21 protein-coding genes are annotated in these 23327 nt (G+C 65.7%); 10 read left to right on the top strand and 11 right to left on the bottom strand.

Annotated elements, in window-relative coordinates:
- Positions 1 to 51 precede the first annotated feature (51 nt).
- Both DLM85_RS05390 and DLM85_RS05385 read right to left on the bottom strand, forming a co-directional pair.
- Positions 52 to 933, bottom strand: coding sequence for an SDR family NAD(P)-dependent oxidoreductase (locus DLM85_RS05390; RefSeq protein ID WP_111477013.1), 882 nt, complete (start codon positions 931 to 933; stop codon positions 52 to 54).
- A gap of 104 nt (positions 934 to 1037) precedes the next feature.
- Positions 1038 to 1454 (bottom strand): DUF3127 domain-containing protein, encoded by a 417-nt coding sequence (locus tag DLM85_RS05385; protein ID WP_111477012.1) that lies wholly within the window; start codon positions 1452 to 1454, stop codon positions 1038 to 1040.
- A gap of 345 nt (positions 1455 to 1799) precedes the next feature.
- Here DLM85_RS05385 and DLM85_RS05380 point away from each other — a divergent pair, with 345 nt between their 5' ends.
- Positions 1800 to 2774, top strand: coding sequence for an isoaspartyl peptidase/L-asparaginase family protein (locus tag DLM85_RS05380; protein WP_111477011.1), 975 nt, complete (start codon positions 1800 to 1802; stop codon positions 2772 to 2774).
- Positions 2775 to 2941: 167 nt separating this feature from the next.
- Here the strand turns inward: DLM85_RS05380 and DLM85_RS05375 are convergent, their stop codons facing one another.
- On the bottom strand, positions 2942 to 3865 hold the full coding sequence (locus DLM85_RS05375; protein ID WP_111477010.1) for a cyanophycinase: 924 nt from the start codon (positions 3863 to 3865) through the stop codon (positions 2942 to 2944).
- Between the two features lie 147 nt (positions 3866 to 4012).
- A complete protein-coding gene (locus DLM85_RS05370) occupies positions 4013 to 5818 on the bottom strand; it encodes a M1 family metallopeptidase (protein WP_111477009.1) in 1806 nt (601 codons plus the stop codon).
- A 392-nt stretch (positions 5819 to 6210) separates the two neighbouring features.
- On the opposite strand from DLM85_RS05370, the gene DLM85_RS05365 reads away from it, so the two are divergent.
- From DLM85_RS05365 to DLM85_RS25350, 3 genes are all read left to right on the top strand, one after another.
- Positions 6211 to 8001, top strand: coding sequence for a L,D-transpeptidase family protein (locus tag DLM85_RS05365; RefSeq protein ID WP_111477008.1), 1791 nt, complete (start codon positions 6211 to 6213; stop codon positions 7999 to 8001).
- Positions 8002 to 8390: 389 nt separating this feature from the next.
- Positions 8391 to 8960, top strand: coding sequence for a helix-turn-helix domain-containing protein (locus DLM85_RS26330; protein WP_111477007.1), 570 nt, complete (start codon positions 8391 to 8393; stop codon positions 8958 to 8960).
- A gap of 700 nt (positions 8961 to 9660) precedes the next feature.
- Positions 9661 to 9834 (top strand): hypothetical protein, encoded by a 174-nt coding sequence (locus tag DLM85_RS25350; RefSeq protein WP_165822014.1) that lies wholly within the window; start codon positions 9661 to 9663, stop codon positions 9832 to 9834.
- A 104-nt stretch (positions 9835 to 9938) separates the two neighbouring features.
- Here DLM85_RS25350 and DLM85_RS05355 read toward each other — a convergent pair whose 3' ends face one another.
- The 3 genes from DLM85_RS05355 to DLM85_RS05350 form a co-directional block, all read right to left on the bottom strand.
- Complete coding sequence (locus DLM85_RS05355; protein WP_341537756.1) at positions 9939 to 10169, bottom strand: hypothetical protein; 231 nt, start codon at positions 10167 to 10169, stop codon at positions 9939 to 9941.
- A 99-nt stretch (positions 10170 to 10268) separates the two neighbouring features.
- Positions 10269 to 10415, bottom strand: coding sequence for a hypothetical protein (locus tag DLM85_RS25910; RefSeq protein WP_243635867.1), 147 nt, complete (start codon positions 10413 to 10415; stop codon positions 10269 to 10271).
- Between the two features lie 155 nt (positions 10416 to 10570).
- The gene (locus DLM85_RS05350) at positions 10571 to 12001 is read right to left on the bottom strand and encodes a DEAD/DEAH box helicase (RefSeq protein ID WP_111477006.1); all 1431 of its coding nucleotides are present in this window, start codon (positions 11999 to 12001) and stop codon (positions 10571 to 10573) included.
- Between the two features lie 101 nt (positions 12002 to 12102).
- Here DLM85_RS05350 and DLM85_RS05345 point away from each other — a divergent pair, with 101 nt between their 5' ends.
- Positions 12103 to 12624 carry an NUDIX domain-containing protein gene (locus DLM85_RS05345; RefSeq protein WP_111477005.1) on the top strand — a complete coding sequence of 174 codons (522 nt, stop codon included), beginning with the start codon at positions 12103 to 12105 and terminating at the stop codon, positions 12622 to 12624.
- Positions 12625 to 12719: 95 nt separating this feature from the next.
- On the opposite strand, the gene DLM85_RS05340 is transcribed toward DLM85_RS05345, so the two are convergent.
- Positions 12720 to 13283: a hypothetical protein gene (locus DLM85_RS05340; RefSeq protein ID WP_111477004.1), complete on the bottom strand. Its 564-nt coding sequence runs from the start codon at positions 13281 to 13283 to the stop codon at positions 12720 to 12722.
- A gap of 279 nt (positions 13284 to 13562) precedes the next feature.
- Between DLM85_RS05340 and DLM85_RS05335 the strand changes: the two genes are divergently transcribed.
- Complete coding sequence (locus DLM85_RS05335; RefSeq protein WP_111477003.1) at positions 13563 to 14987, top strand: 3' terminal RNA ribose 2'-O-methyltransferase Hen1; 1425 nt, start codon at positions 13563 to 13565, stop codon at positions 14985 to 14987.
- 22 nt (positions 14988 to 15009) lie between these two features.
- Here the strand turns inward: DLM85_RS05335 and DLM85_RS05330 are convergent, their stop codons facing one another.
- Entirely contained in the window at positions 15010 to 15570 is a 561-nt protein-coding gene (locus DLM85_RS05330; protein ID WP_111477002.1) for a hypothetical protein, read from the bottom strand.
- 221 nt (positions 15571 to 15791) lie between these two features.
- Positions 15792 to 16166 (bottom strand): DoxX family protein, encoded by a 375-nt coding sequence (locus DLM85_RS05325; RefSeq protein WP_111477001.1) that lies wholly within the window; start codon positions 16164 to 16166, stop codon positions 15792 to 15794.
- A gap of 156 nt (positions 16167 to 16322) precedes the next feature.
- Between DLM85_RS05325 and DLM85_RS05320 the strand changes: the two genes are divergently transcribed.
- From DLM85_RS05320 to DLM85_RS05310, 3 genes are all read left to right on the top strand, one after another.
- Positions 16323 to 16739 (top strand): winged helix-turn-helix transcriptional regulator, encoded by a 417-nt coding sequence (locus tag DLM85_RS05320; protein WP_111477000.1) that lies wholly within the window; start codon positions 16323 to 16325, stop codon positions 16737 to 16739.
- Between the two features lie 526 nt (positions 16740 to 17265).
- Positions 17266 to 19266, top strand: a complete 2001-nt coding sequence (locus DLM85_RS05315; RefSeq protein ID WP_207890957.1) for an OmpA family protein — start codon at positions 17266 to 17268, stop codon at positions 19264 to 19266.
- A gap of 159 nt (positions 19267 to 19425) precedes the next feature.
- Positions 19426 to 19866 (top strand): DUF5991 domain-containing protein, encoded by a 441-nt coding sequence (locus DLM85_RS05310; protein ID WP_111476999.1) that lies wholly within the window; start codon positions 19426 to 19428, stop codon positions 19864 to 19866.
- A gap of 81 nt (positions 19867 to 19947) precedes the next feature.
- Here the strand turns inward: DLM85_RS05310 and DLM85_RS05305 are convergent, their stop codons facing one another.
- On the bottom strand, positions 19948 to 20454 hold the full coding sequence (locus tag DLM85_RS05305; protein ID WP_133256913.1) for a hypothetical protein: 507 nt from the start codon (positions 20452 to 20454) through the stop codon (positions 19948 to 19950).
- Between the two features lie 84 nt (positions 20455 to 20538).
- Between DLM85_RS05305 and DLM85_RS05300 the strand changes: the two genes are divergently transcribed.
- Positions 20539 to 23301, top strand: coding sequence for a polynucleotide kinase-phosphatase (locus DLM85_RS05300; RefSeq protein ID WP_111476997.1), 2763 nt, complete (start codon positions 20539 to 20541; stop codon positions 23299 to 23301).
- Positions 23302 to 23327 lie beyond the last annotated feature (26 nt).

The raw sequence follows: 23327 nt of genomic DNA, 5'->3' as shown, positions 1-23327 counted from the left end.
AATTAGCCTGAGTGATATTGGGCTTTGCCACCGGCTTTTTCCCCCGGCTGATTACTCGCCAACGCCGGTTTCCTCCACCGAAATTCGCCATAGCCGGTGAATTTCGGCGCGGTTGGCCGCCCGGCTCGAAACCCGCGCCACCCGCTTGTTCTTGAAATAGTGGCCGTTGGCCTGAGCGGCTTGCGGCAGCGTGGCCAGGTACGTAATGGTTTCGGCGGCCCGCTCGCAGGAACGGGCGAAGGGCTGGGCCCCGGCCATCAGCAGGCGCAGCAGCCAGGAGCTGTGCGACCATAGGTTGGAGCGCACAATGCCCGGGTGCAGGCAGTGGGCGGTGATGCCCGTCAGCTCCAGGCGGTCGGCCAGGGCTTTGGTAAACAGGATGTTGGCCAGCTTGGAGTCGCAGTAGGCCGTGAAGGCGCTGCTGCGGTTGGCGTTGGCGCGGGCCGCCGCCGTGGCCTCGATTTCCCCGATCCAGTGCGCCTCCGAAGCCACCGTGATGACGCGGGCGCCCGGGCCGGCGGCCTCCAGCAGCGGCAGCAGGCGGTTGGTCAGGATAAACGGCGCCAGGTGGTTGGTGGCCCAGCACAGCTCGTGGCCGTCGGCGGTGGTGATGAGCTGGTGGGGCAGCACCCCGGCGTTGTTGATGAGCACGTCGAGGCGCGGGTACCGGGCCAGGATTGCGTCGCTGAGGCGGTGGACTTCGGCCTGCACGGCCAGGTCGGCCAGCAGCAGGTCGGGCGCGGGGGCGCGGGGGGCAGCGAGGCGCACGGCCGCGCGGGCCTGTTCGCCGCGGCCGGCGTCGCGGCACACCAGGATCAGGTGGGCGCCGAGTAGGGCCAGCTGCCGTGCGGCGGCCAGGCCAATGCCGGCCGAAGCGCCGGTTAGCAACACGGTGCGGCCCTGCAGCGGGCCAGCAGCGGAATCAACTCTCATGCGAAGGTGGAGCGGTGCCCGGGCGGGCGCCTACCGGTACGTACGCAAAAATGCCGCTTCCGACAGGCAGAAGCGGCATTTTTTTACGCAGGCGTCAAGCCGGATTAGAACGGCAGGTCGTTGTCGTCGTCCGAGGCAATGGGAGCCGGGCGCTGGGGCTGGGCGTCGCGGCGCAGGCCGGGGTTCTGGTTGGCGGCCGGAGCAGCGTAGCCACCGCCCTGGTTACCAGCCGCGGGGGCGCCGCCGGCCGGCTCGATGCGCCAGGCTTCCAGGTTGGTGAAGTACAGCATCTGGCCGTTCTTGTTGAAGCCGCGGCCGCGCAGGTTGAACTGCACGCGCACTTCATCACCAACCTTGTATTGGTCGATCAGCGCGGTTTTGTCCTGAACCAGCTGAAACTTGATATGCTCGGGATACTGGCCGTCTACGACTTCCAGCACGAACTCGCGCTTGCGGAATTTCTCGCTCACCTGTTGCTCATCCATGATGTCGTGCAGGCGGCCGGTAGCTTCGTAAGCCATAGTCAAAAGAAGGGGAGGTTTGAAAATTAGTAAGCCAAATCTACGAAAAATAATTCCCTGGTAGAGGCCTAAAACGGGGTTGGTGTCAGGGCTATTTTCGCCTGCTAATATAAGCGTCAGGGAATGAAGGCACTGCCCCAAAAAGGCGATTTTGCTCAAAAAAATAGTTGTCGGAATGAGCTTGCTAAAAAAATAGGCATGGGTGCAGGCGGACTCTGGACGCTGGGCCCGCCCGGGGCTGCGGACCCGGCCCGCAGCAGCGGCTCCTATATAATAAGGAGTGCTCAGTCGAACCACCCGGCCGCGTCGTCGTAGTTTTGCCCACGCACTCCCCATCTTTGCTGCATGTCATCCATTGCCCTTGCCCTGCACGGCGGCGCCGGCACCATTGCCCGCCACCTGCTCACTCCCGACGCGGAAATCCGCTACCGCCAAGCCCTGCACGACGCCCTGACCGCCGGCTACGAGCTGCTCCGCCAGGGCGCTTCGGCCCTCGACGCGGTGGAGCACACCGTGGTGCAGCTCGAAGACTGCCCCCTGTTCAATGCCGGCCGGGGAGCGGTGTTCACCCACGAAGGCCACCACGAGATGGACGCCTCGGTGATGGTGGGCCATACGCGGCTGGCCGGGGCCGTGACCGGGGTGCGCGCCATTCAGAACCCCATCCGGGCCGCGCGCCTGGTAATGGAAAAATCGGAGCACGTGCTCCTGGCCTGGCCCGGCGCCGAGGAGTTTGCCCGGCAGCAGGGCCTGCCCATGCAGCCGCCCGCGTATTTTTTCACCGAACACCGCTACCAACAGCTGCAGGAAGCCCTGGCCAGCGGGCAGGTGCGCCTCGACCACAGCGAAGACGCCCCGCTGGAAGAGCCGAAGGCTGTCGACGAGGACCCGAAAAAGAAAATGGGGACCGTGGGCGCGGTGGCGCTGGACCAGCACGGCCACCTGGCCGCCGCCACCAGCACCGGCGGCATGACCAACAAGCGCTACTCCCGCGTCGGCGACTCCCCGCTCATCGGCGCGGGCACCTGGGCCGACGACCGAACCTGCGCCATCAGCTGCACCGGGCACGGCGAGTATTTCATCCGCGCCGTGGTGGCCCACGACATTGCCTGCCTGATGGAGTACCGCGGCCTGAGCCTGGCCGAAGCCTGCCGCGTGGTGGTGCACGACAAGCTGGCGCCCGTCGGGGGCGAAGGCGGGCTGGTGGCCGTTGACGCCCGCGGCCACCTCGCGCTGCCCTTCAACTCGGAGGGCATGTACCGCGCCAGCGTCAGCAGCGAATCGGGGCTGTTCGTCGGCATTTACAAGGACGAGCAGTAGCGCAGGCCTTTTAGTTCGTGTAGCGCAGAACGGTATGCTGGGCGGACGTCAGCAACGATACGCGAACGGGAAGTTGGCTTCGCCGACCTTCGGTTCGCGCTACAAACACGCGGGCCGGAACGACAATCGTCGCTCCGGCCCGCGCACTATATAATAAGGAGTAGCCGCTACGAAACTGCCGGCGTGGGCAGCACCGTGGCGGAGGTGCCCACGGCCTCGTCGTGGGTGCGCTTGTCGACGAAGAATTTCCGTTCGCGGATGTCGTACACGTTGCCCTTGGCCAGCACGTGCATGGTCATGTTCTCGATGGACAGCGCCGTGCCCTTGGCGGCGGCCGGCGTGTTGTTGTGCCGGATGTTGTGGCCGTCGACGATGATGACCAGGTTCGAGCCGATGGTTTCAATCAGGTTGCCGTCGCGGATGAGCACGCCGGTGTCTTCGCCCAGACCGATGCCGATGAGCTTGGGGTGCAGGCCCACCGCCTCGATGAGCCGGCCGAAGCGCCCGCGCTTGACGAAGTGCGAGTCGATGACCACGTTCTGAATCAGCGCCAGGCCGGTGCCCATCTTCACGGCGCCCTTGAGCAGGGCTTCCGGCACCGAGCCGCCGCGAATCATAATCTGCGACATGGCCATGGCCCCGGCCGAAGTGCCGGCAATGACGAAGTGCGGCTCCTGCTGGTAGCGCTCCGTCAGCAGCTTCAGAAAGCGCGTGCCGCCGAACATTTCCTTGAGCCGCGACTGGTCGCCGCCCGAAAACATGATGATATCGGCCTGGGCCAGGCGCTGCAGATGGTCGGGCTGGTCGGTGTCGGCGGGCACGCGGATGTCGAGCACGCCCACGTTCAGGCAGTTCAGCATGCCAAACGAGGACACGTAGATGGCGCCCACTTCCTCCGGAATCATGGAGGCCGTGGTCACCACTTCGATGCGCGGATCGGTCTTGCCGCTTTCCAGCACGACGCGTTTCAGAATGCCGAGCTCGAAGAAATTCAGGTAGTATTTCTTGCGCCGGCGCGGGTTGGCGTAGGTGCCTTTGTCTTCGTTGCCGCCAACGGCAATCAGCTTACCCAGAGGTTTTGGAGCGTCCAATTAGCTAGGGGAGGGTGACGTGGGGTGAACAATAAACCGCGGGCCCGTATGCAAGTCTGCGGCCAAAAATGACGGCCGGCCGCCTGGAGCACGTCCGGCCGGGGCCTCGCAACGCCGGCCGGGCGTTGCGAGGCGGGTGTGCGGGGCTTACGCCGTGGCGGGTTTGCCTACTAACGTATCCAGCGTGCTGGTGGATACAGAATGGTAGTTGGGCCGGGCCTGCTGGTAGAGTTGCCGGGCGTGCTCCGTGCCCGCGGGCGTTGCCAGCAAGGCCTTATAGAGCGGTACCAAAAACTTACGCCGGCCCACGCGCGTGAGGAAGGCGGCCAGGGCATCACCGGCGGCGGCGTAGCCGGCCCGCACCGTCAGCGGCAGCCAGGCCGTCAGGATTTCGGCGTTGCCGGAAGTGGTAAAGCGGAACGCCTGGTCCAGCTGCTGCAGCTGTTCGGCGCTGATGTGCTCGGGCAGGCCGTGCAGGAAGTGCACCCACTCGTGGGTGCTCCACGCGGCGGTTTCCAGCGTAGCGGGCGTCGCGCCGTGGCGCCAGCTCTGCAGAGCCGCGGCCACACCGGCAAAGCGTTCCGACTGCACCGGCGGCGCCACGGGCGGAATGCCAGGGGCGTTTACCCATTTGTCGAGCTGCAGCTTTTCTTCCGCGCCCGGCACCTGGTCGAGCAGCTCCCGCCGCAGGTAGGCAAGGAAGTGCGCCGTGTCCATGGCCTGGAAGGCGTGGGCGGCGAAGTACTGCGTGATAAACGCGTCGAGCTTTTCGCGGCCGACAATACTTTCCAGGGTCAGCAGCAGGTAATTGCCCTTCTCGTAGGCAATTTCGTTGAGGCCTTCGTCCGGGTCGCGGCCGGCCAGGTCGAGGTGCAGGTGCGTATCGATGCTTTCTTTGCCCAATTCGTCAATGGTGTGGTGCAGGGCCGTCTGGCCGAGCACCTGCAGCATGTCGGCGTAGGGGCGGCCGTAGAGGCGCTCCATGATGCGCCGCTCGAAGTACACCGTGAAGCCCTCGTTCAGCCAGAAGTCGTTCCAGGTGGCGTTGGTCACCAGGTTGCCCGACCAGGAGTGGGCCAGCTCGTGGGCCACCAGGCTGGTCAGGCTTCGGTCGCCGGCCAGGATGGTAGGCGTGACGAAGGTGAGGCGCGGGTTTTCCATGCCGCCGAAGGGGAAGGAGGGCGGCAGCACCAGCAAATCGTACCGCTCCCAGCGGTAGGGGCCGTACAGCTCCTCGGCGGCGGCCACCATGTTTTCCAAGTCGCCGAATTCGGCCGTGGCTACCGGCAGCGTGGCGGGCTCGGCGTACACGCCGGTGCGCGGGCTCAGCGCTTCGAAGCGCAGGTCGCCCACGGCCAGGGCCATGAGGTAGGCCGGAATCGGCTGGGGCATGCGGAAGTGGTACTCGCCCGTGGCCGACAGCGCCTGCGGGTTTTCGGCGCTCATCAGCGCCAGCAGCTCCCGCGGGCCGCGCACGGTGGCCTCGTAGGTGAAGCGCACCCCGGGCGAGTCCTGGCAGGGAAGCCAGGTGCGCGCCAGGATGGCCTGCGACTGGGTGAAGAGAAACGGGTGCTGCTTGCCGGCGGTCTGCTCCGGGCTCAGCCACTGCAACGCGGCCGCGTCGGGGGCGGTGCGGTAGCTGATGCTGATCTGCTGGGTGCCGGCGGGCAAATGAATGCGCAGCGGGCGGCCCAGTACCGGGTCGTCGTCGTCGCTCAGCTCAAAGTCGGTGAGCGTCGCCCCATCGGCCAGCGTCACGGCTTCGATGGCCAGGCCCCGGGTATCGAGCCACAGATCCGTCGCACCGGGCCGCACCTCCAGCTGCCAGGTCGCCCGGCCCTGGAGGGTGCGGGCGGAGAAGTCCACGGTCAGGTCGAGCGAAAGGTGACGCACCGCGGCCTCGGCGGGGCGGGCGCAGCTGTGCGGGTCGGCGGCGAGCAGGGGAGCGGCCATATATATAAGGAGTGCGTGAGGTGAACGGGAGGGCAAAGATAACCGGCGGGGCGGCGGGCGGGTTTAGGCCACCGGCCGGAATCCATCGGAGCAGCCGCCGCTGCCGGGCCAGCAGCCAGCTCGGCCGGGGTGGGCGACGGCACCGCAAATATGGGGCTAAGCGGGCAGCCGATAACCCAAAGCGAGGCGCCGGCAGCGGATATATATCTGTTTAGAAATGTTTTCGGCACTGCGGTTTTCGGCTATCTTGCAGGCTGGAAACCGCAGGAGCAAGGCAACCCGCCGCCCACCGACGGAGTACAACGGGGCAAGCGCCGCCGCGGCCAAACGAGCGTTTGGGCCTGCCACCGCGGATGCGCACCACTTGCCGCATTGTTTTTCCACCCTCCCCAATGAAATCATCGGTTCAATCCGTTTTCCTTTCCACCCTCATGCTGTGGCTGGCTTTCTGCCTGCTGCTGGTTACCAGTGCGTGTAGCCAGGAGCAGAAAGAGAAAGTGCAGGATGCAGCCGCCGGCATTTTGCCCGGCAAGGACCTGACCACCGGCCCGCAGCCCCACGTCGATACCGTGTACGTCGAGAAGTACATGGCCGCCAAGCCCGCGTTCAAAAACGAAATCGAGTGGGGCAAGAAGTTCTACAAGGAGCGCGACGGCCGCCTTGGGTGGTTCAAGAACCACCAGCTGGTGCCCCAGACGGAACGCATGCTCACCGAGTTAAGCAAGGCCGGCGAAAACGGCCTCGACCCCAAAAAGTATAAGGTCGTCGACTTCGAGCAGCTCTTTGCGCAGATCAAAAAAGCGCCGGACACCACGGCGCGCAACGCCCTCGAAAAGGAAATCGACGTGGCGCTGTCGGCCACGTACTTCAACTGGGCCGACGACTTCTACCGCGGCATCGTGGATCCGCGCGAAGTAAAAAACATCGATTGGAAGGTTAAGCGCAACAAAATCAAGTTGCACAAGGCCCTCATGACCATACTGCAGGAGCGCGAAAGTACTTATCCGTACTACGAATTCGCGCCTTTGCACCCCGAGTACGACCGGCTGCGGAAGGCGCTGGCCGGCTACCGCGCCATGCAACGCAACGGCGGCTGGCTGCCCGTGCCCGCCGTGAAGAAGGCGCTACGCCCCGGCGACTCGTCGGCGGTGGTGCCCGCGCTGCGGCGCCGCCTGCTCGGCTTCAACCCCGACGGCACGCCCAGCCCGGCCGTAGCCAACGCCCCGATGCAGGCCGTGCCGGTGTCGAACAAGCCCGGCCAGCCGGCGGCTACCGCGCCCCGCGAGTCGCACCAGTACGACGCTGAGCTGGCGGATGCGGTGAAGGCGTTTCAGCAGCAGACCGGGCTGAAAGCCGACGGCCGCCTGACGCCCGAAACGGTAACCCTGCTCAACGTACCGCTGCAGCGCCGCATCGACCAGATCATCGTGAACATGGAACGCTGGCGCTGGATACCCAAGCGCTTCGAGCCGAACTACCTGCTCGTAAACATTCCCGACTACCACATGTGGGTGTACGAGAATGGCAAGCCGGCCCTGGACATGCGCGTTATCGTGGGCAAGACCCTGAACGCAACGCCGGTGTTCAGCGACAAGATGGAGTACGTGGTCGTGGCCCCGTACTGGAACGTGCCCTACAGCATCATCGACAAGGAGCTGCGCAACAAGCTGGCGGCCGACCCCCACGGCACGCTCGACCGCCTCGACATGGAAGTGGTGAAGGGCTCCGGGGCCAAAGCCACACCCGTCGACCCGACCAGCATCGACTGGGCCAACCTGACTCCGAATACCTGGCGCTACACGCTGCGCCGGCGGCCGGGCCCCAAGAACGATTTGGGCGACGTGAAATTCCTGTTCCCGAACTCGCAGGACATCTACCTGCACGACACCCCGCACGACGAGCTGTTCAGCCAGGCCAAGCGTGGCTTCAGCCACGGCTGCGTGCGCGTCGAGAAACCCCTGGTACTGGCCGAGTACCTGCTGCGCAACAAGCCCGGCTGGGACATGAGCAAAATCCAGCAGACCGTGGCGGAAGGGAAGGAGCAGTACGTGACCCTGCCCGAGAAGCTGCCGGTGTACCTGGTATACTTCACCGCCTGGGTGGATGATGCCGGCAACCTGCATTTCCGCGACGACATCTACGGGCACGACAAGGCCCTGGCTCAGGAATACTTCAGCACCTGATTACTCGCCGCCGGAGGCGAACCTACGCAGGACCGCATTGCCAAAGCCGCCGCTTCCCAATTGGGGGAAGCGGCGGCTTTGGTTTTTCTGGGTCCTGTCGTCTGCTGCGGTGGCCGGGCGGCGCAAGGCTGAGCGGGCAGGGTCGTAGCCGGCACTGGCACTCTTCCTCCGGGAGCAACCAACGAGCGGGACGGTAACAGTATAAGGATGAAGAAACGGCTGGATTACAACTGTTACTTATGTAGTCAGGTGGTTTACATGTGTTATTAATGTAAATTCGCTCTTGCCTCTGTTTATTATTGTAACGGATGGTTGTGGAATCATAAAGCCGCCCGTTTGGTGAGGGTCTGCCGGGATGTTAATAGTTTTGTAAATACAGCTCCCGCACTATGGTCGACCGAATCCGCCAGCTTCTACAAGCCCGCCAGCTAAGCCCTACGCAGTTTGCGGATACAATTGGGGTAGCACGTCCTATTATCAGCCACATACTGGGAGGGCGCAATAAACCCAGCCTGGAGGTGGTTCAGAAAATCATTGCCGCCTTCCCGGATGTGGCCATGCCCTGGCTGCTGACCGGCCAGGGAGCAATGCTGGCCGCGGAAAGCCCTGCCGACACGGTTGCTAAGCAGCCGGAGCGCCTCGTAGCAGCCTCGGAGCCCGTGGCCCAATCCCGGCGCCCCTCCAAAGCCGCCCGAGCCCCTGAGCAGCCCGAAGCTGAGCTGCGCGCCGCTGCGCCGCTGGACGCGCCTATTGCACCGGCTTTGCCGCTCCCACAGCCCCCGCCAGTTGCGGCCCCACCGCTACCCGACGCCCCTCCCGTGCCAGCAATGGCATCGGCGGTAATGGCCCTGGCTCAGGCCGCCGTTCCCGCTAAGCCTCCCAAAACGATTCGTCGGGTACTGGTCTTCTACAACGACGGCACCTTCACGGACTTTAGCCCATCCACAGAGGATATCTGATCAATTGACGAAGGTCAATGACCCTTGGGTGTGCTTAAGTTACATTAACTACTGCTGATAGGTGGCCGGACATGTTTGGTTACGTTATATCGTAACCGTTTAAGGGCAAAGGCTGCTGTTTAAGGGGTGGTGTAGTAGTATAGTTTAAGTTGTCAGGTTGCGAATTCTAGATGGTTAATAGTGTCATATGCTATTGTTTAACATGTTTATTATCAGAGTTATTAATCATTTGTATTTAAGTCCGGCTTGTGGTTGTGTAGTGGCTGAAGGATGTGTCGTTTTTAAAGGATTAGTTTAAAATTTATGGTGCAGATATTTGCAGCCCATTTGGGCGCTGGTGAGTCAGTATTTTGCTAAAAATAAGGTCTGGCCATTCTATGGGTAAAGTGATATTGTTATGAAGCGAATGATTAGCCAACTCGCTTAGCTTTTTCACGGATGATGATTTTGGGTGTGGAAATGTAAAACCAGGGCGCGTGCCTACTTACTGTGTTTTGCATTGGTGTGAGTATGTAAACAATAGGGTTGCTTATAATCGGCCTCGCCTGCAATGACATCATTTTGTAAACGCCTTCCGCCATCGGTTTCCGGCCGTGTGCTCTTCCGTAAACTCCCGCAGAAAAGATGATCGGAACGAATCCTAGGCATACATCTCATTTAGACCTTGCCGGAATCAACGGGCGCTGCTTACCTTTGGGGCATGAAGAAGACCTGCCTGCTCGCTTTATTTGCCTGGGTGGCCGTGCTGGCCACGTCGTGCACGCCCCCGCCGAATGCTGAACAAGACCCCAACGCCGATGCTGCCTACAAGCGCAGTCACCGGGCCGAGGGCTACCGCGAGGCCCAGAGCAGCAATCCGAACGCCATCAAGTAACCCGGCTGGCCCAACGCGGCCCCCGCAACGCAACGCGCCCCACCTGACAGCTCGTCAAGTGGGGCGCGTTGCGTTGCGGGGGTACGGTAACCGTTCCGCTGGGCTTACTCGGTAACTGTCGCGGCCGACGCTAGCTGCCACTCGGGCAACTCAACCCCAGCCAGCCACTGGGCTTCCAGCAGCTGCGCCCAGGTGCGCAGGTACAGCACCACGTCGTCGCGCTGGTTGTGGCGCAGGGCCTCACGCCGCTCAAACGGAATGGCGGCGCGGATGGCCGGGTCGGACAGGCGTTCGAGGTGGGCCAGGTCGGTGCGGGTGAAGCCGGCCGCCAGCATCTCGTCGATGGTGTCATCGATGGGCAGGCCGCTGGTGGGGCAGTAGTCGCGCAGCTGCTGGTGCCAGTCGCCGTGGCGCTGCAGGGCGCGGGCATGGATTTAGGCCTTGCTCAGGCGCGTGATGGTCTGGGCGAGGTGGCCGCAGTTGCAGCTGCCCATGTGGCCCCATTGGTAGGGCGCCTGCGTGCTCAGGCGTTGGGCCGTGGTGCGCAGCGCCTCAATAACCGAAAGGGAACAGCTAGCCATAAAAACGCGGAAGTGAAATGGCACATGCAAGGCCCGGCAGCCGCCGGGCTTCCCTATAAGCGTCGTCCCCGGAAATTTGTTCGCACCAGACGCTGCTGAAAGGCCTAAAAAAAGCCGCCCGTCCTGGCAGGACGGGCGGCGAAATCAGAAACGAACTACGATGGGCGGTTGGGCCGGGAGTTGCGGCTGCGGCGCCGGCCGGAGCGGCCGTTGCCCGCGCCACCACTGCCTCCCGCCGGAGCCGTGCCGGAGCGCTGCTGGCCGCTGCGCTCCGTCTTGGGGCGCGGGGCCGAGGCAGCCGAGCGTCCGCCGCCGGTAGCGGCTTTGGGGGCTTTCGGGGCCGAGCCACCACGCTCGGGACGAGGGCCGGAGCGCGGCGGCCGGCCGGCCGAACCTTTGGGCTTGGTGATGTTGGGGCCCTTCAGCGGCACCGGCTCCACGTCGTTCTGGGCGTAGGAGTGGGTGTCGACCACCGTAATCTGCTGGTTGATCAGGCGCTGAATGTCCTGCAGGTAGGCGCGCTCCTCCGCGTCGCAGAAGGAGAGGGCCCGGCCCTCGGCGCCGGCGCGGCCGGTGCGGCCGATGCGGTGCACGTAGGTTTCGGGCTCGTTGGGCAGCTCGTAGTTTACCACGTGGCTCAGCTCGTCCACGTCGATGCCGCGGGCGGCCAGGTCGGTGGCCACCAGCACCCGGGTTTCGCCCGACTTGAAGTTCTGCAGGGCCCGCTGCCGGGCATTCTGCGACTTGTTGCCGTGGATGGCCTCGGCTCCGATGCCTTTTGCGTTCAGGCCCTTGGCCACGCGGTCGGCGCCGTGCTTGGTGCGGCTGAAAACGAGCACGCGGCGCAGCGCGGGGTCTTCCAGCACTTCCAGCAGCAGGTAGGGCTTGTCGGTTTTATCCACCAGATACACCACCTGCTCCACCGTTTCGGCGGTGCTCGAGACGGGCGTCACGGCCACCGGCACCGGGTTGCGCAGGATGGTATCGGCCAGCTCGCGGATGGTGGGCGGCATGGTAGCCGAGAAGAACAGCGACTGCCGCTGCTTGGGCAGCAGGGGCAGAATGCGCCGGATATCGTTGATGAAGCCCATGTCGAGCATGCGGTCAGCTTCATCGAGCACGAAGATTTCCAGGCGCTTCAGGTCGATGAAGCCCTGGTTGATGAGGTCGAGCAGACGGCCGGGGGTGGCCACCAGCACGTCGACGCCGCGCTTGAGGGCCTGCACCTGCGGGTGCTGGCTCACACCGCCGAAAATAACGGCGTGGCGCAGCGGCAGGTGGCTGCCGTAGCTCTCGAAGCTCTCCCCAATCTGAATGGCCAGCTCGCGCGTGGGCGTCAGGATGAGGGCGCGCACGGCGCGGGGGCCGGTGGGCTGGTGCGCGGGCCGGGCCAGGTGCAGGCGCTGGAGCAGCGGCAGCGTGAAGGCGGCGGTTTTGCCGGTACCGGTCTGGGCCACGCCCAGCAGGTCGCGGGCGTCGAGCACGTGCGGAATGGCCTGCTGCTGGATCGGCGTGGGGCGCTCATAGCCCGCGGCGTGCAGAGATTTCAGAATCTCGGGCAGCAGGTGAAGGTCGTCAAATGTCAAAATCGATGGGAAAAGAAATGCGGCGGAGTGGGCTGCAGGCCGAACATTGGCCCGCATATTTGGCGTAAGGAACGAGGTTCGAACCCTAGCCAATCCACCCCATGAAGATTACAAAGGTAGAAACGGTTTACGACGGCTTCTATAAGCTGCGCAAACTCACCGTGCAGGACGGCGACCAGCAGCTCACGCGCGAGCGGTTTGAGCCGGGTCGCGCCGTGGCTGCGCTGGTGTATGACACCAACAAGCAGGAATATGTTTTCGTGCGGCAGTTCCGCATCGGGGCCGAGCAGGAGGTGGAAGAAATTGCCGCCGGCATGCTCGACAAAGGCCACGAGTCGCCGGAAGAGGCGCTGCGCCGCGAAATCGAGGAGGAGCTGGGCTACGCCGAGGTCGACCACCTGGAGCACATCGTCACCATCTTTCCCTCGCCGGGCGGCAACGCCGAAACGATTGGCATCTACTACGCCGAGGTTAGCCAGCAAAGCGGCGCGGGCGGCGGCGTCGCGAGCGAAAACGAAAATATCACCCTGCTGCGCCTGAGCCGGGCCGAAATGGACGCCCGCGAGTGGCGCGACGCCAAGACGCTGATAGCCGTGCAATGGGCGCGGCTCAACAAAAAATAGCCGCACCCATTTGGAAAAACGCGGGCCGCGGTGAGCAGACTGTACTGGTGCTGTTCGTTGCGGCCCGCGTTTGCTGTCAACGCTCGTGCTATAGGTTATTGCTGCGTATTGACAATGTAATCAAAGTGTTGCTTGAGCTTGGCGTCGGTGATGATGACCGATACGGGGCCGGCTTGCTCGGTTTTAACAAAAGGTATGGTGCGCGTGCTCAGGTACAGGTCGCGGTTCCAGAAGCGGCCGGTGCCGGGCGTGAGCTGCTGGCTCATCAGCGGCTGGCCGTCCTTGGTCAAAGCCGCCACGGTGAGCAGGCTGGGGTCGGCGTTTTTGGGGCCTTTGCGGTGCATGATGATGGTGAGCGTCCCGCCGGCGGGCAGGGTGTTGAAGCGGCGCTGGTAGGTCGAGTCGGCCCAGTTGTTCATTTTCCGCAGCTCGTTGATTTCCGTCAGCAGCTCGCTGTAGGGGCGGTAGGCTAGGCGGGTGAAAGTGCCTTCCACTTCCTGGTCGTCCTCCGTGTTCTTGGTCACGTTCTGCACGTAGGGGCACTCGCTGTCCTTTTTGGGCAGCATGTATTTTTTGCGCTCAGCGCCGGGCAGGTACTGGGCGTGCGCCGCAACGGTACCGAGGGCCAGCAACGCGAACAGGGTAACGAACTTCTTCATAGAGGGGTGGAGGGAAACCAATGGGAGCTTTTCAGCCGACAAAAATAGCTAACCCGGCGCGCCCGGCCGCGCTCCTTCGGCCAGGATAGCCGCCGCTTCGGCGAAAAAGCGCGGCTCCGGGAAGGGGGGCGCTAACCGGCTGGGGCCGCTGGGCTGCGGCGGGTGACGGCGGCGGCCGGAAAGTGGCCCCGGCGGGCCGGCGACGAGGCACCACCGGCAAACGGCTCTATCTTGCCCCGAAAGGCCTTCCGCAGGCCGATTCGTATCGATATTACAGCTATGCTGCTCACCATTACCACCACCCACCAGCCCGCCACCGACCTGGGCTACCTACTGCACAAGAACCCCGCCCGCCTGCAGACGCTGGAGGTGGCGGCGGGCCACGCCCATATTTTCTACCCCGAAGCCACCGCGGAGCGCTGCACCGCCGCCCTGCTGCTCGACCTCGACCCCATCGGGCTGGTGCGCAACCACCGCGGGCCGGCGGGGGAGGGCTTTGCGCTGGAGCAGTACGTCAACGACCGGCCCTACGTGGCGTCGTCGTTTCTGAGCGCGGCCCTGGCCAAGGCCTTCAACACGGCCATGAATGGCACCTGCAAGGACCGCCCCGAACTGCCCGACACCCTGCTGCCGCTGGAAGCCACGGTGGCGGTGGTGCCGGCCGCCGGGGCCGAGCAGCTGCACCGCCTGTTCGGACCGCTGGGCTACGCGGTGGAGGCCGAAGCGCACCCGCTCGACCCCACCGTGCCGGCCTGGGGCGCGGGCCGCTACTTCACCCTGCGCCTGCGCCACCCGGCCCGGCGCCTGCGCGACTTGCTCAGCCACCTCTACGTGCTGCTGCCCGTGCTCGACCGCGGCGACAAGCACTACTGGATCAACCAGGCCGAGGCCGAAAAGCTGCTGCTGCGCGGGGCCGGCTGGCTGCCCGAGCACCCCGAGCGGGAGTTTATCACCCGCCGCTACCTGCGCAACCTGGCCCAGTACGTGAACCCCACGCTGGCGCGCCTGCTGGCCGCCGACGAGCCCGCGTCGGACGATACGGAAACGGCCGCCATCGGCGGGGCGGAAGCGGCGGGCGAACCGGCGCCCGCCGACGAGAAAACCCAGAAGCTGCACGCGCTGCGCCTCGACCGCGTGACCGAGGAAATCCAGCGCCTCGGGGCCCAGCGGGTGCTCGATTTGGGCTGCGGCGAGGGGCAGCTGGTGCGCCGCCTGCTGCGCCTGCCGCAGATCGAGCACATCCTGGCCCTGGACGTGTCGTGGCAGGAGCTGCAGCGGGCGCAGCAGCGGCTGCACGTGGCCGAAATGCCCCCGCGGCAGCGCGAGCGGCTCACGCTCACGCAGGGCTCCTTGCTCTACCACGACCCGCGCCTGGCCGGCTACGACGCGGCGGCCGTGGTGGAAGTTATCGAGCACCTCGACGAAAGCCGGCTGGCCACGTTCGAGCAGGTGGTGTTTGCCCGGGCCCGGCCCGGCGCCGTGCTTGTCACCACGCCCAACGCCGACTACAACCAGCGCTACGAAACCCTCTCGGCCGGGCAGTTCCGCCACCACGACCACCGCTTCGAGTGGACGCGGGCGCAGTTCGAGGCCTGGGCCGCGGGCGTGGCCGCGCGGCACGGCTACCGCCTGCGCGTGGAGCCGCTGGGGCCGCCGGACGCGGAGGTGGGGGCGCCTTCGCAGCTGGCGGTGTTTGAGCGGTAAAGGCGCGAATTCAACTTCGGCGCTACGGGTTGAGCCCTCTGGACGAGGTATGCCAGCGGAAATAAGCCTGCACGATTTCCCGATCGAACCAAGCGCCGGCTGGTGCCGGGTCAAACCCGACCAGCAGGCCGTCGGCGTTGGTGTCGTGAGGGCCGAAGCGGCGAATGAAGTCGTACGTGCGGAGCAGATGCTGCCGGGCCGTAGCCAAGCGGGGCGAAGCGGGCTGATACTGCTGGATGTAGCGCAGAATCAGTTCGATGTCGAAGCTCTGCCAGTGCGGACTTTCCGGCGCAGGGGGCTGGTCAAGCAGATCCAGTGCGAGGCCGTTAAGCAGGGCGAGGCAGCCTTCCTCTACCAGCTTCTGGTAGTGCGCCGACTCGGCCCGTTCCTGATCGAACCCGATGGAGAGAAACTGCCAATACGGCTGGCAGAGCTGCTCGTAGGGCAGCAGCACGTTGATTCCCTCCCCGAGGTTATCGTCGAAATACAGCAGAATATCCTGGCGCAGCGCGTGTATCGCGGCGAAGCTGACCGGTACCCGCGCACCGGTCAGCTCCACCCGGTAAAATCCGCTTTCGTCCATGCTGGATAGGGAGGGTTGTAGTAGGAACCCGTCAAGATAAGGCGCTGGTTGCCTACTGCCCGCGCCCCACGCCGTGGACCTTTCCGCTCGGGCCAACTCCTCGCAGCCGACTGGTTGGCGTCGACAAGGGTGCCGGTGCCATAGTGGTAGACCCACCGTTCCGGGTACATGCGGGCGTGCTGCTCCTCGTTGGCGGGCCTTGGTTGCTGACGACGCCTCTGTCAGGCCTGCGCCCGCGGCGCAGCGGGCAGGAAGGCCGACCGGTCGCGCACGAAGGCGGCAACCCAGACCAGGGCCAGGATCAGCGCGGCCGGGCCGGGGCTTTTGCCGTGGGTGAGGTCGGTGGCAATGGCGCCGGCGAAGTAGCTGGTGAGCAGCAGCAACCCCAGCTTCATGGTGCGCGGGAAGAGGAACAGGGCGGTAAAGGCCAGCTCCATCAGGCCCAGCGGCACAATCAGCTCGGCCGCGCCCATTTTTTCCATGCCGGCCTTGATTTCGGGGCTGCCGGTGAGCTTCATGATGCCGCTGGCCGTAATCAGCAGCGCGGGTACGGCCGTGGCCAGCCCGGCCACGAGGGTTTTCTTGTTGAGTGCCATCGACGTAACGGTGGAGAGTGGGACGAACGGCGGACCGCCAGGGGCCCGCAACTGCCCGTAAAAGTGCCCGGGCCGCGGTGTATTCCGGATAGCGGTTTACCGAAGTATACCGGTGTGCCCCGGTATAGCGGCCTGATTTCTAACGACCTTTGCCCCATGCTCCCCAACTCGTCGACCCCGCATACGCCCCAGGAATGCAACGCTGCCATGCGCCCCGTGCGCGACGCCCTCGACCTGCTCGGCGGTAAGTGGAAGCTGCCCATCATCGTGGGCCTCACCAGCGGTCCGCGGCGCTTCAAGCAGCTGCAGCGCGAGGTGGCCGGCATCACGGCCAAAATGCTCAGCAAGGAGTTGAAGGAGCTGGAAATCAACGGACTCATCATCCGTCATGTCCAGGCCGATGCGGCCCCGGTGGCTGTCACGTACACGCTGGCCGCCTACGGCCGCACGCTCTACCCGGTCATCGAGTCGCTGCGCACCTGGGGCCAGCAGCACCGCCGCCACATCATGCACCCCGAAACCCTGGAGGCCGCCGCCGGTGAGTGGGCCGCGCCGGAGGCGCTGTCGGCGTAGGACCGGGGGCTGCCTGTTGGGTAAAAAACCAGACGGGGTTAGCAGCTGGTCGGTTGAGCGGGAAAGTGCCTTTTGAACGTCATGACTGATCTGACGTCCGCCGGTCGAACCGCAGGAAGGCGGAGCCAAGCAGCTCTAGCGCTTCGTTGAATTTGGCTGCCCGTCGTGTCCAGCGCAGCCGAGGCATCTCGCGGGCTGACGTTGCGCCCCACCCCCGGCTCGCTCTCCGAAGAAGGAATGCGCATTAAGCCTTCTTCGGGGGAGCCTGGCGAAGCGGTAGGCCTTTCTACGGTTCGGCAGCGCGGACGCCGGAGGAGCAGGACGCACCTTTTTACTCGTTATGGAATTGCTTCAGGCCAGGCTTCTGCTTGATTATCAGCCGTAGACTACACCCGAAGCCATCTGCGTGGGCCGGCGGGCGGCGGTAAATTGCGGCCGCAGGGAGCAAACCGGGCGTAACTTCGCGTTAATAGGCCGGCCGAACGCCGTAGTTCGGTCGTTGCGCGCCGAGTTTGTTTTGTTGCCTATGAAGGTTTTGCTGACGCTGGTTTTGCTGATGCTGTGCGGGCCGCTCCTGCACGCGCAGACTCCGGCGGCGGGCCAGGCCTACACCGATGCCCGCCTGGGTTACCGGCTCACGTACCCCTCCACCTGGCAGGTCAGCCAGCAGGCCGGCGCGGTGACTTTCTACGCCGGCGGCTCGCCCCAGGCCCCGCCGGCCGCCGTCGAACTGACCGCCCGCGTGCGGCCCCAGGCCCCGCACGCGCCGAACCCGCTGGCCCAGGGGCAGCAGGACACGCTGTGGCGCCGCCTGCGGGCCCTGCCCCGTAGTCAGGTGCTGCGCCTGACCGAGCACGACGCCGGCACCTTCCAGGAGCTCAGCTACGACTACACCTACGCGGCCCCGGGCGCCGCCGGCCGCACCCGCGTGCTGGGGCGCCGGCTATGGCGCGGCGGGCAGGTGTTTCAGGTGGAATACCGGGCAGCGGCGGCCGAGCGGCGCTACCTTGCCGAAGGCCGGCAACTGGTCGAGTCGTTTGCGTTTGTGGGCAACGCCCCCACGGCCGCCGCAGCGGCCAGTGCGCCCGCGCCCAAACGCGCCGCTGAGCCAGGCTGCGACGACAAGATGTACGGCATTGCGGCCCTGCGCGCCCACAACGGCATCTGGGAGGACGACTGCCGCACGATTCACGAGTTCAATACCGACGACCTTTCGGCGCCGCCCAAGGTGCACCGGCAGGTGCTGCCCTTTCAGTCCTACGCCCTGGCCAAGGGCTTCGACAACTGCCTCTACGCCGTGACGAAGGCGCCCACCAACGCGCCCGAGTACGTGTACCGCTACGACCCGGCCACCCGGCAGGGCGGCTACACCGAGTGGCAGCTGCCGGCCCAGGGCGGGGAAAGCGTCTGGATTTCGGCCGCCACCGACGAGTGGGGCCGCCTCTACTTCATTACCTCCGACGCCAACCAGCTCGTGCGCGTGAGCCCCGCCGACGGCCGCGTGACGGTGGTGTGGACCCACGACCCGGTGCAGCAGGCGCCCTACTACCCGGCCATCGGCTTTGCCGGCGCCGGCACCCACGCCAACTTCTGCCTCGACGACAAGGGCACGCTCTACGAGGTCTACAGCACCGACGGCGCCGTGCTGCGCATCGACCTGGGCACCCTCAAAGCCGACCCCGATCTGCTGCCCATCGACGGGCTGCCCGAGCGCGGCGGCTACAGCGACTTGCTGATGCAGAAGGACGCCAGCGGGCAGCGCCGCCTGTACCTGGCCGGGCCCAAGTCGGTGTACGAGGTCGACCTCTCGTTCCGCGACGCCCGCCGGGTGCACCGCGGCGTGTATACCGATCTGGCCGGCTGCAACCTGTTTCGGCGCAGCCCCCCGCCGCCGGCCGACCCGGCGCCCGCTGCGGTAGCTGCCGCCCCGGCCAGCGCCACCTGGCGCGGGCGCGTGCTCGATGCCGTCACGTTTCAGCCCCTGCCGCGGGCCCAGCTGCGCCTGCGCGGCCGGGCCGTGCCCGTCGCCGCCGACGGTGCCTTCAGCTTCACGGCCCAGCCCGGCTTTTCGTACGCGGCCGAGGCGCAGCTGGCCGGCTACCTCGCCGCCGACAGCCTCTACCTGCTGCCACCCGGCGCTTCGGCGCAGGATATCCTGCTGCGGCCCCTGGGCGTGGGCACCGTCACGGCCCTCGACAAGGTGCAGTTCGAGCAGGGCCAGGCCGCGCTGCTGCCCTCGTCCTTCGCCGCCCTCGACCAGCTGGCCGCCCTGCTCGCCCAGAACCCCGGCATGAGCATCGAGCTGCGCGGCCACACCGATAACGTGGGCGACGCGCAGAAAAACGTGGAGCTGAGCGAGCAGCGCGTGGCGGCCGTCAAGACCTACCTCGTCAGCCACGGCGTGGCCGCCGAGCGCATCAGCGGGGTGGGCCTGGGCGGGGCCGAGCCGCGGGCCAGCAACGAGCGGGAAGAAACGCGTAAGCTTAACCGCCGGGTGGAATTCCGGGTGACGAGCGTGGCGAAATAGCCCACGACGTTAAAACCGGTCGTCATGCTTGGCGGGGCTCAAGCATGACGTTCGGATAGGTTGCTGCTCACCTATTCTGGTATGGGTTGGGTAATCAACGCTCGACCGTGGGGGCCTTCTTTTCGTTAGAAGCAGGGTTCCACCAACGCTTTTGCCGCCATGACAACGCTGCTGTTGCCCCTCGCTGCCTGGTCCACGCTCTTTTTTGCCAGCCCCAATGCGGCCGGCGTCGCCAATTGGGCCGGCGCCTACCTCTACGAGGAAGAACCCGTGAAAGCCCTGGCCGGCTACAGCATGGCCATGACCTGGAAGCTGGGCCTGCAGCCGCAGAATGGCGCCCTCGGTGGGCAGCTGAGCGTGGAAGGCCAGCAGACGTTCATGAAGCTGAAAGTGCGCGCCACCGGCACGCCCACCGACGCCCAGGTCATCTTCGTGCAGGGCCTCGACGGCGCCGGGTTCCAGCAGCTTAAGTCCGGCGACGTACTCTTTCGTCTGCACAAGGATGCCCGGACCGGCCGCACCCTCACGTACTGGGGCAAGCTGCAGCCGCGCCTGCTGGAAACCTACAAGGATGGGCAGGTGGCGTTTGTGCGGAAGTAGGCCTCGGCCCAACCAGCTGCTGACGAGCAGAACTACCGGCCTGGGCGTTGCGGCTCCGCGCGAGTTTCTCTGATAAGAACGTTATTCCTGCTGCCCGGGCTTCAGTCGTGCGTAATGGCTCGGGGCGTCGACGGGGTTGTGCAGGCAGATTTTCTGGATCGGCCGCTTCCTTAGTTCACCTTCGTCGTCGAAGTAAACCCAGGCGTGCCGGCCGATGACCAGCAACGGGTGATGCTGGTTGAGCGGGTCGCGCATGACCTCGTAGGGCCAGCCGCGCTGAACCAGCTGCCGCTGCGTTTCGGCGTAAGTCAGCTCCTGGTTGATCCAGCCAAAATCAAAGCAGCTGCTTGCCGCAGCGGGCGCGATGCGCCAGGCCGCAACGAGCAGCATCCACAGGCCTTGGCGGCGCTCCACAAAGTAGAACTCCACCCCGTCGACGTTCAACAGCGTCTGCCGACCGATGCGGCCGGTGGCCCAGTCGTCCAGCGGGTTGTCGGTGAGAATCGGCGCCAGGTCGGCGGCATTCATGCCCCAGCGCAGCGGGCTGATGTCGCCCTCCCGAATCATTTGCTCGACGGATATCTTCATCAGAAAAGCCGCCGTTAGCGGAGTTTGCGCATTTTTACCGGACTTACCCAGTATCGAAAGCGGCTTAATATACGCCCCTTACCCATGCCCCTGACCTCCCTCAAGCTCCCCGAACTTTCCCTGGTGCTGCTCATCGGTACCTCGGGAGCGGGCAAGAGCACCTTTGCCCGCCGGCTGTTCCGCAGCACCGAAATTGTGTCGTCCGACCAGTGCCGGGCGCTGGTGGCCGACGACGAAAACGACCAGGGCGCCACCACCGACGCCTTTGCCCTGCTGCACTACCTGGTGGGCCTGCGCCTGAAGCGCGGCCTGCTCACCGTGGTCGACGCCACCAACGTGCAGCCGGAGGCGCGCAAGTCGCTGGTGCAGCTGGCCCGCGACTACCACGTGCTGCCCGCCGCCGTCGTGCTCGACGTGCCCGACCGCGTGGCCGAGGACCGTAACCGCCAGCGCGCCGAGCGGCAGCACCTGGGCCGGCACGTGGTGCCCCAGCAGCGCCAGCAGCTGCGCCGCTCCCTGAAGCTGCTGAAAGGCGAGGGGTTTCGCCACATCTACCACCTGCGCGGCCCCGAGGAAATCGACGCGGTGCAGGCCGTGGTGCGCGACCCGCTGCACAACAACCGGCGCCACGAAACCGGCCCCTTCGACATCATCGGCGACGTGCACGGCTGCTACCACGAGCTGCTGCAGCTGCTCGACCGGCTGGGCTACGCCGTGGAAAACGAGCCGGTGCAGGACGTGCGCGACCTGGGCGTGCGCGTCAGCCGCCGTCCCGACGGCCCGGCCGCCGGCCGGCTCCCTTCCAATGACCCGGACGCTACCCAGTCATCAGGCTCCCCCTCTCTTTTGGAGAGGGGGCCGGGGGGTGAGGCCCCGCGCAAGGTCGTCTTCCTCGGCGACCTGGTGGACCGCGGCCCCGACTCCCCGGCGGTGCTGCGCCTGGTGATGCGCATGGTGCAGGACGGGCTGGCCCTGTGCGTGCCCGGCAACCACGACATCAAGCTGCTGCGCCACCTGAGCGGCAAGCAGGTGAACGAGCAGCACGGCTTTGCCGCCACCCTGCAGCAGCTGGCCGGCGAGTCGGACACCTTCAAAAACCAGGTGCGGCAGTTTCTCGACGCGCTGGTGAGCCACTACGTGCTCGACGAGGGCCGCCTGGTGGTGGCCCACGCCGGCCTGCGCGAAGAAATGCAGGGCCGCGGCTCGGGCGCCGTGCGGGCTTTTGCCCTGTTTGGCGAAACCACCGGGGAAATCGACGAGTTCGGGCTGCCGGTGCGCTACCCCTGGGCCGCCGAGTACCGCGGCCGGGCCACGGTGGTGTACGGCCACACGCCCGTGCCCGAGCCCGAATGGCTCAACAACACCATCGACATCGATACCGGCTGCGTGTTCGGCGGCCGCCTCACCGCCCTGCGCTACCCCGAGCGGGAACTGGTCACGGTGCCCGCCGCCGCAGTCTACTGCGAGTCGGTGCGGCCGCTGCGGGGAGTTGTCAGTAATCCGTTGTCCGTTGTTGGTGAAGATGGGGCCGACCACCAGAACGACCTGACAACTGACAACCAACAACGGACAACTCACCTCTCTGCCCAGCAGCAGCACGACGAGGTGCTGGACCTGCGCGACGTGATGGGCAAGCAGATTGTGAAGACGCGGCTGCTGCCCTCGGTCACGATTCGGGAGGAAAACGCGGCCGCCGCACTGGAGGTCATGTCGCGCTTTGCCCTGAACCCGAAGTGGCTGCTGTATCTGCCGCCCACCATGTCGCCCTCGGAAACCTCGGCCTTGCCCGATCTGCTGGAGCACCCGGCCGAAGCCTTCGACTACTTCCGCCGGCAGGGCGTGGAGCGGGTGGTGTGCGAGGAAAAGCACATGGGCAGCCGCGTGGTGGTGGTGCTGGCCCGCGACGAAGCCGCCGCCCGCCGCCGTTTCGGGGTGGTGGGCGAGGGGCCGGGCAAGGTGTACACCCGCACCGGCCGCAACTTCTTCACCGACGCCGACTTAGAATCTGCCTTCCTCGCCCGGCTGCAAGCGGCCCTGACGACCAGCGGCTTCTGGGAGCGGTTCGGTACCGACTGGCTGTGCCTCGACGCGGAGCTGATGCCCTGGTCGGCTAAGGCCCAGGAATTGATCAAAAACCAGTACGCCGCCGTGGCGTCGGCCGCTACCGCCGCCCTGCCCGAAGCCGCCGCCGTGCTCAGCCAGGCCGCCACCCGCGGCCTCGACGGCATCGAAGCGCTATTGGCCCGCACCGTGGCCCGGCAGTCGGCGGCCGAGCACTACGCCGAGGCCTACCGCCGCTACTGCTGGCCGGTGGGAAGCCTCGCGGACCTGCGCCTGGCGCCCTTCCACCTGCTGGCCACCGAGGGGCGCACCTATTTCGACCGGGACCACGCCTGGCACATGGAAACCCTGCGCACCATCTGCCGCGCCGACGAAGGCCTGCTACGCGCCACGTCCTACCGGGTGGTGACGCTGCGCGACATTCCCGACGTGGAGGCCGCCACCCAGTGGTGGCTGGACCTGACCGCCCGCGGTGGCGAAGGCATGGTGGTGAAGCCCTACGACTTCATTCCCGCGGGCCAGAAAAACCTGGTGCAGCCCGCCCTGAAGTGCCGCGGCCGGGAGTACCTGCGCATCATCTACGGCCCCGACTACCTGCTGCCCGGCCACCTGGAGCGCCTGCGCGAACGGAACGTGAAGAGCAAGCGCAACCTGGCCCTGCGCGAATTCGCCCTCGGCGTGGAAGGCCTGGAGCGCTTCGTGGCCGGGCAGCCGCTGCGGCAGGTGCACCAGTGCGTGTTCGGCGTGCTGGCCCTGGAAAGCGAAGCCGTGGACCCGCGCCTGTAAGGGCGGACCCGCGGCTTCGCTGTTCG

Origin of the sequence: Hymenobacter edaphi, assembly GCF_003258365.1 — a bacterium.
Classification (GTDB): domain Bacteria; phylum Bacteroidota; class Bacteroidia; order Cytophagales; family Hymenobacteraceae; genus Solirubrum; species Solirubrum edaphi.
The sequence above is the reverse complement of the archived record's forward strand: the minus strand, read 5'-3'. Positions and strand labels throughout refer to the sequence as shown.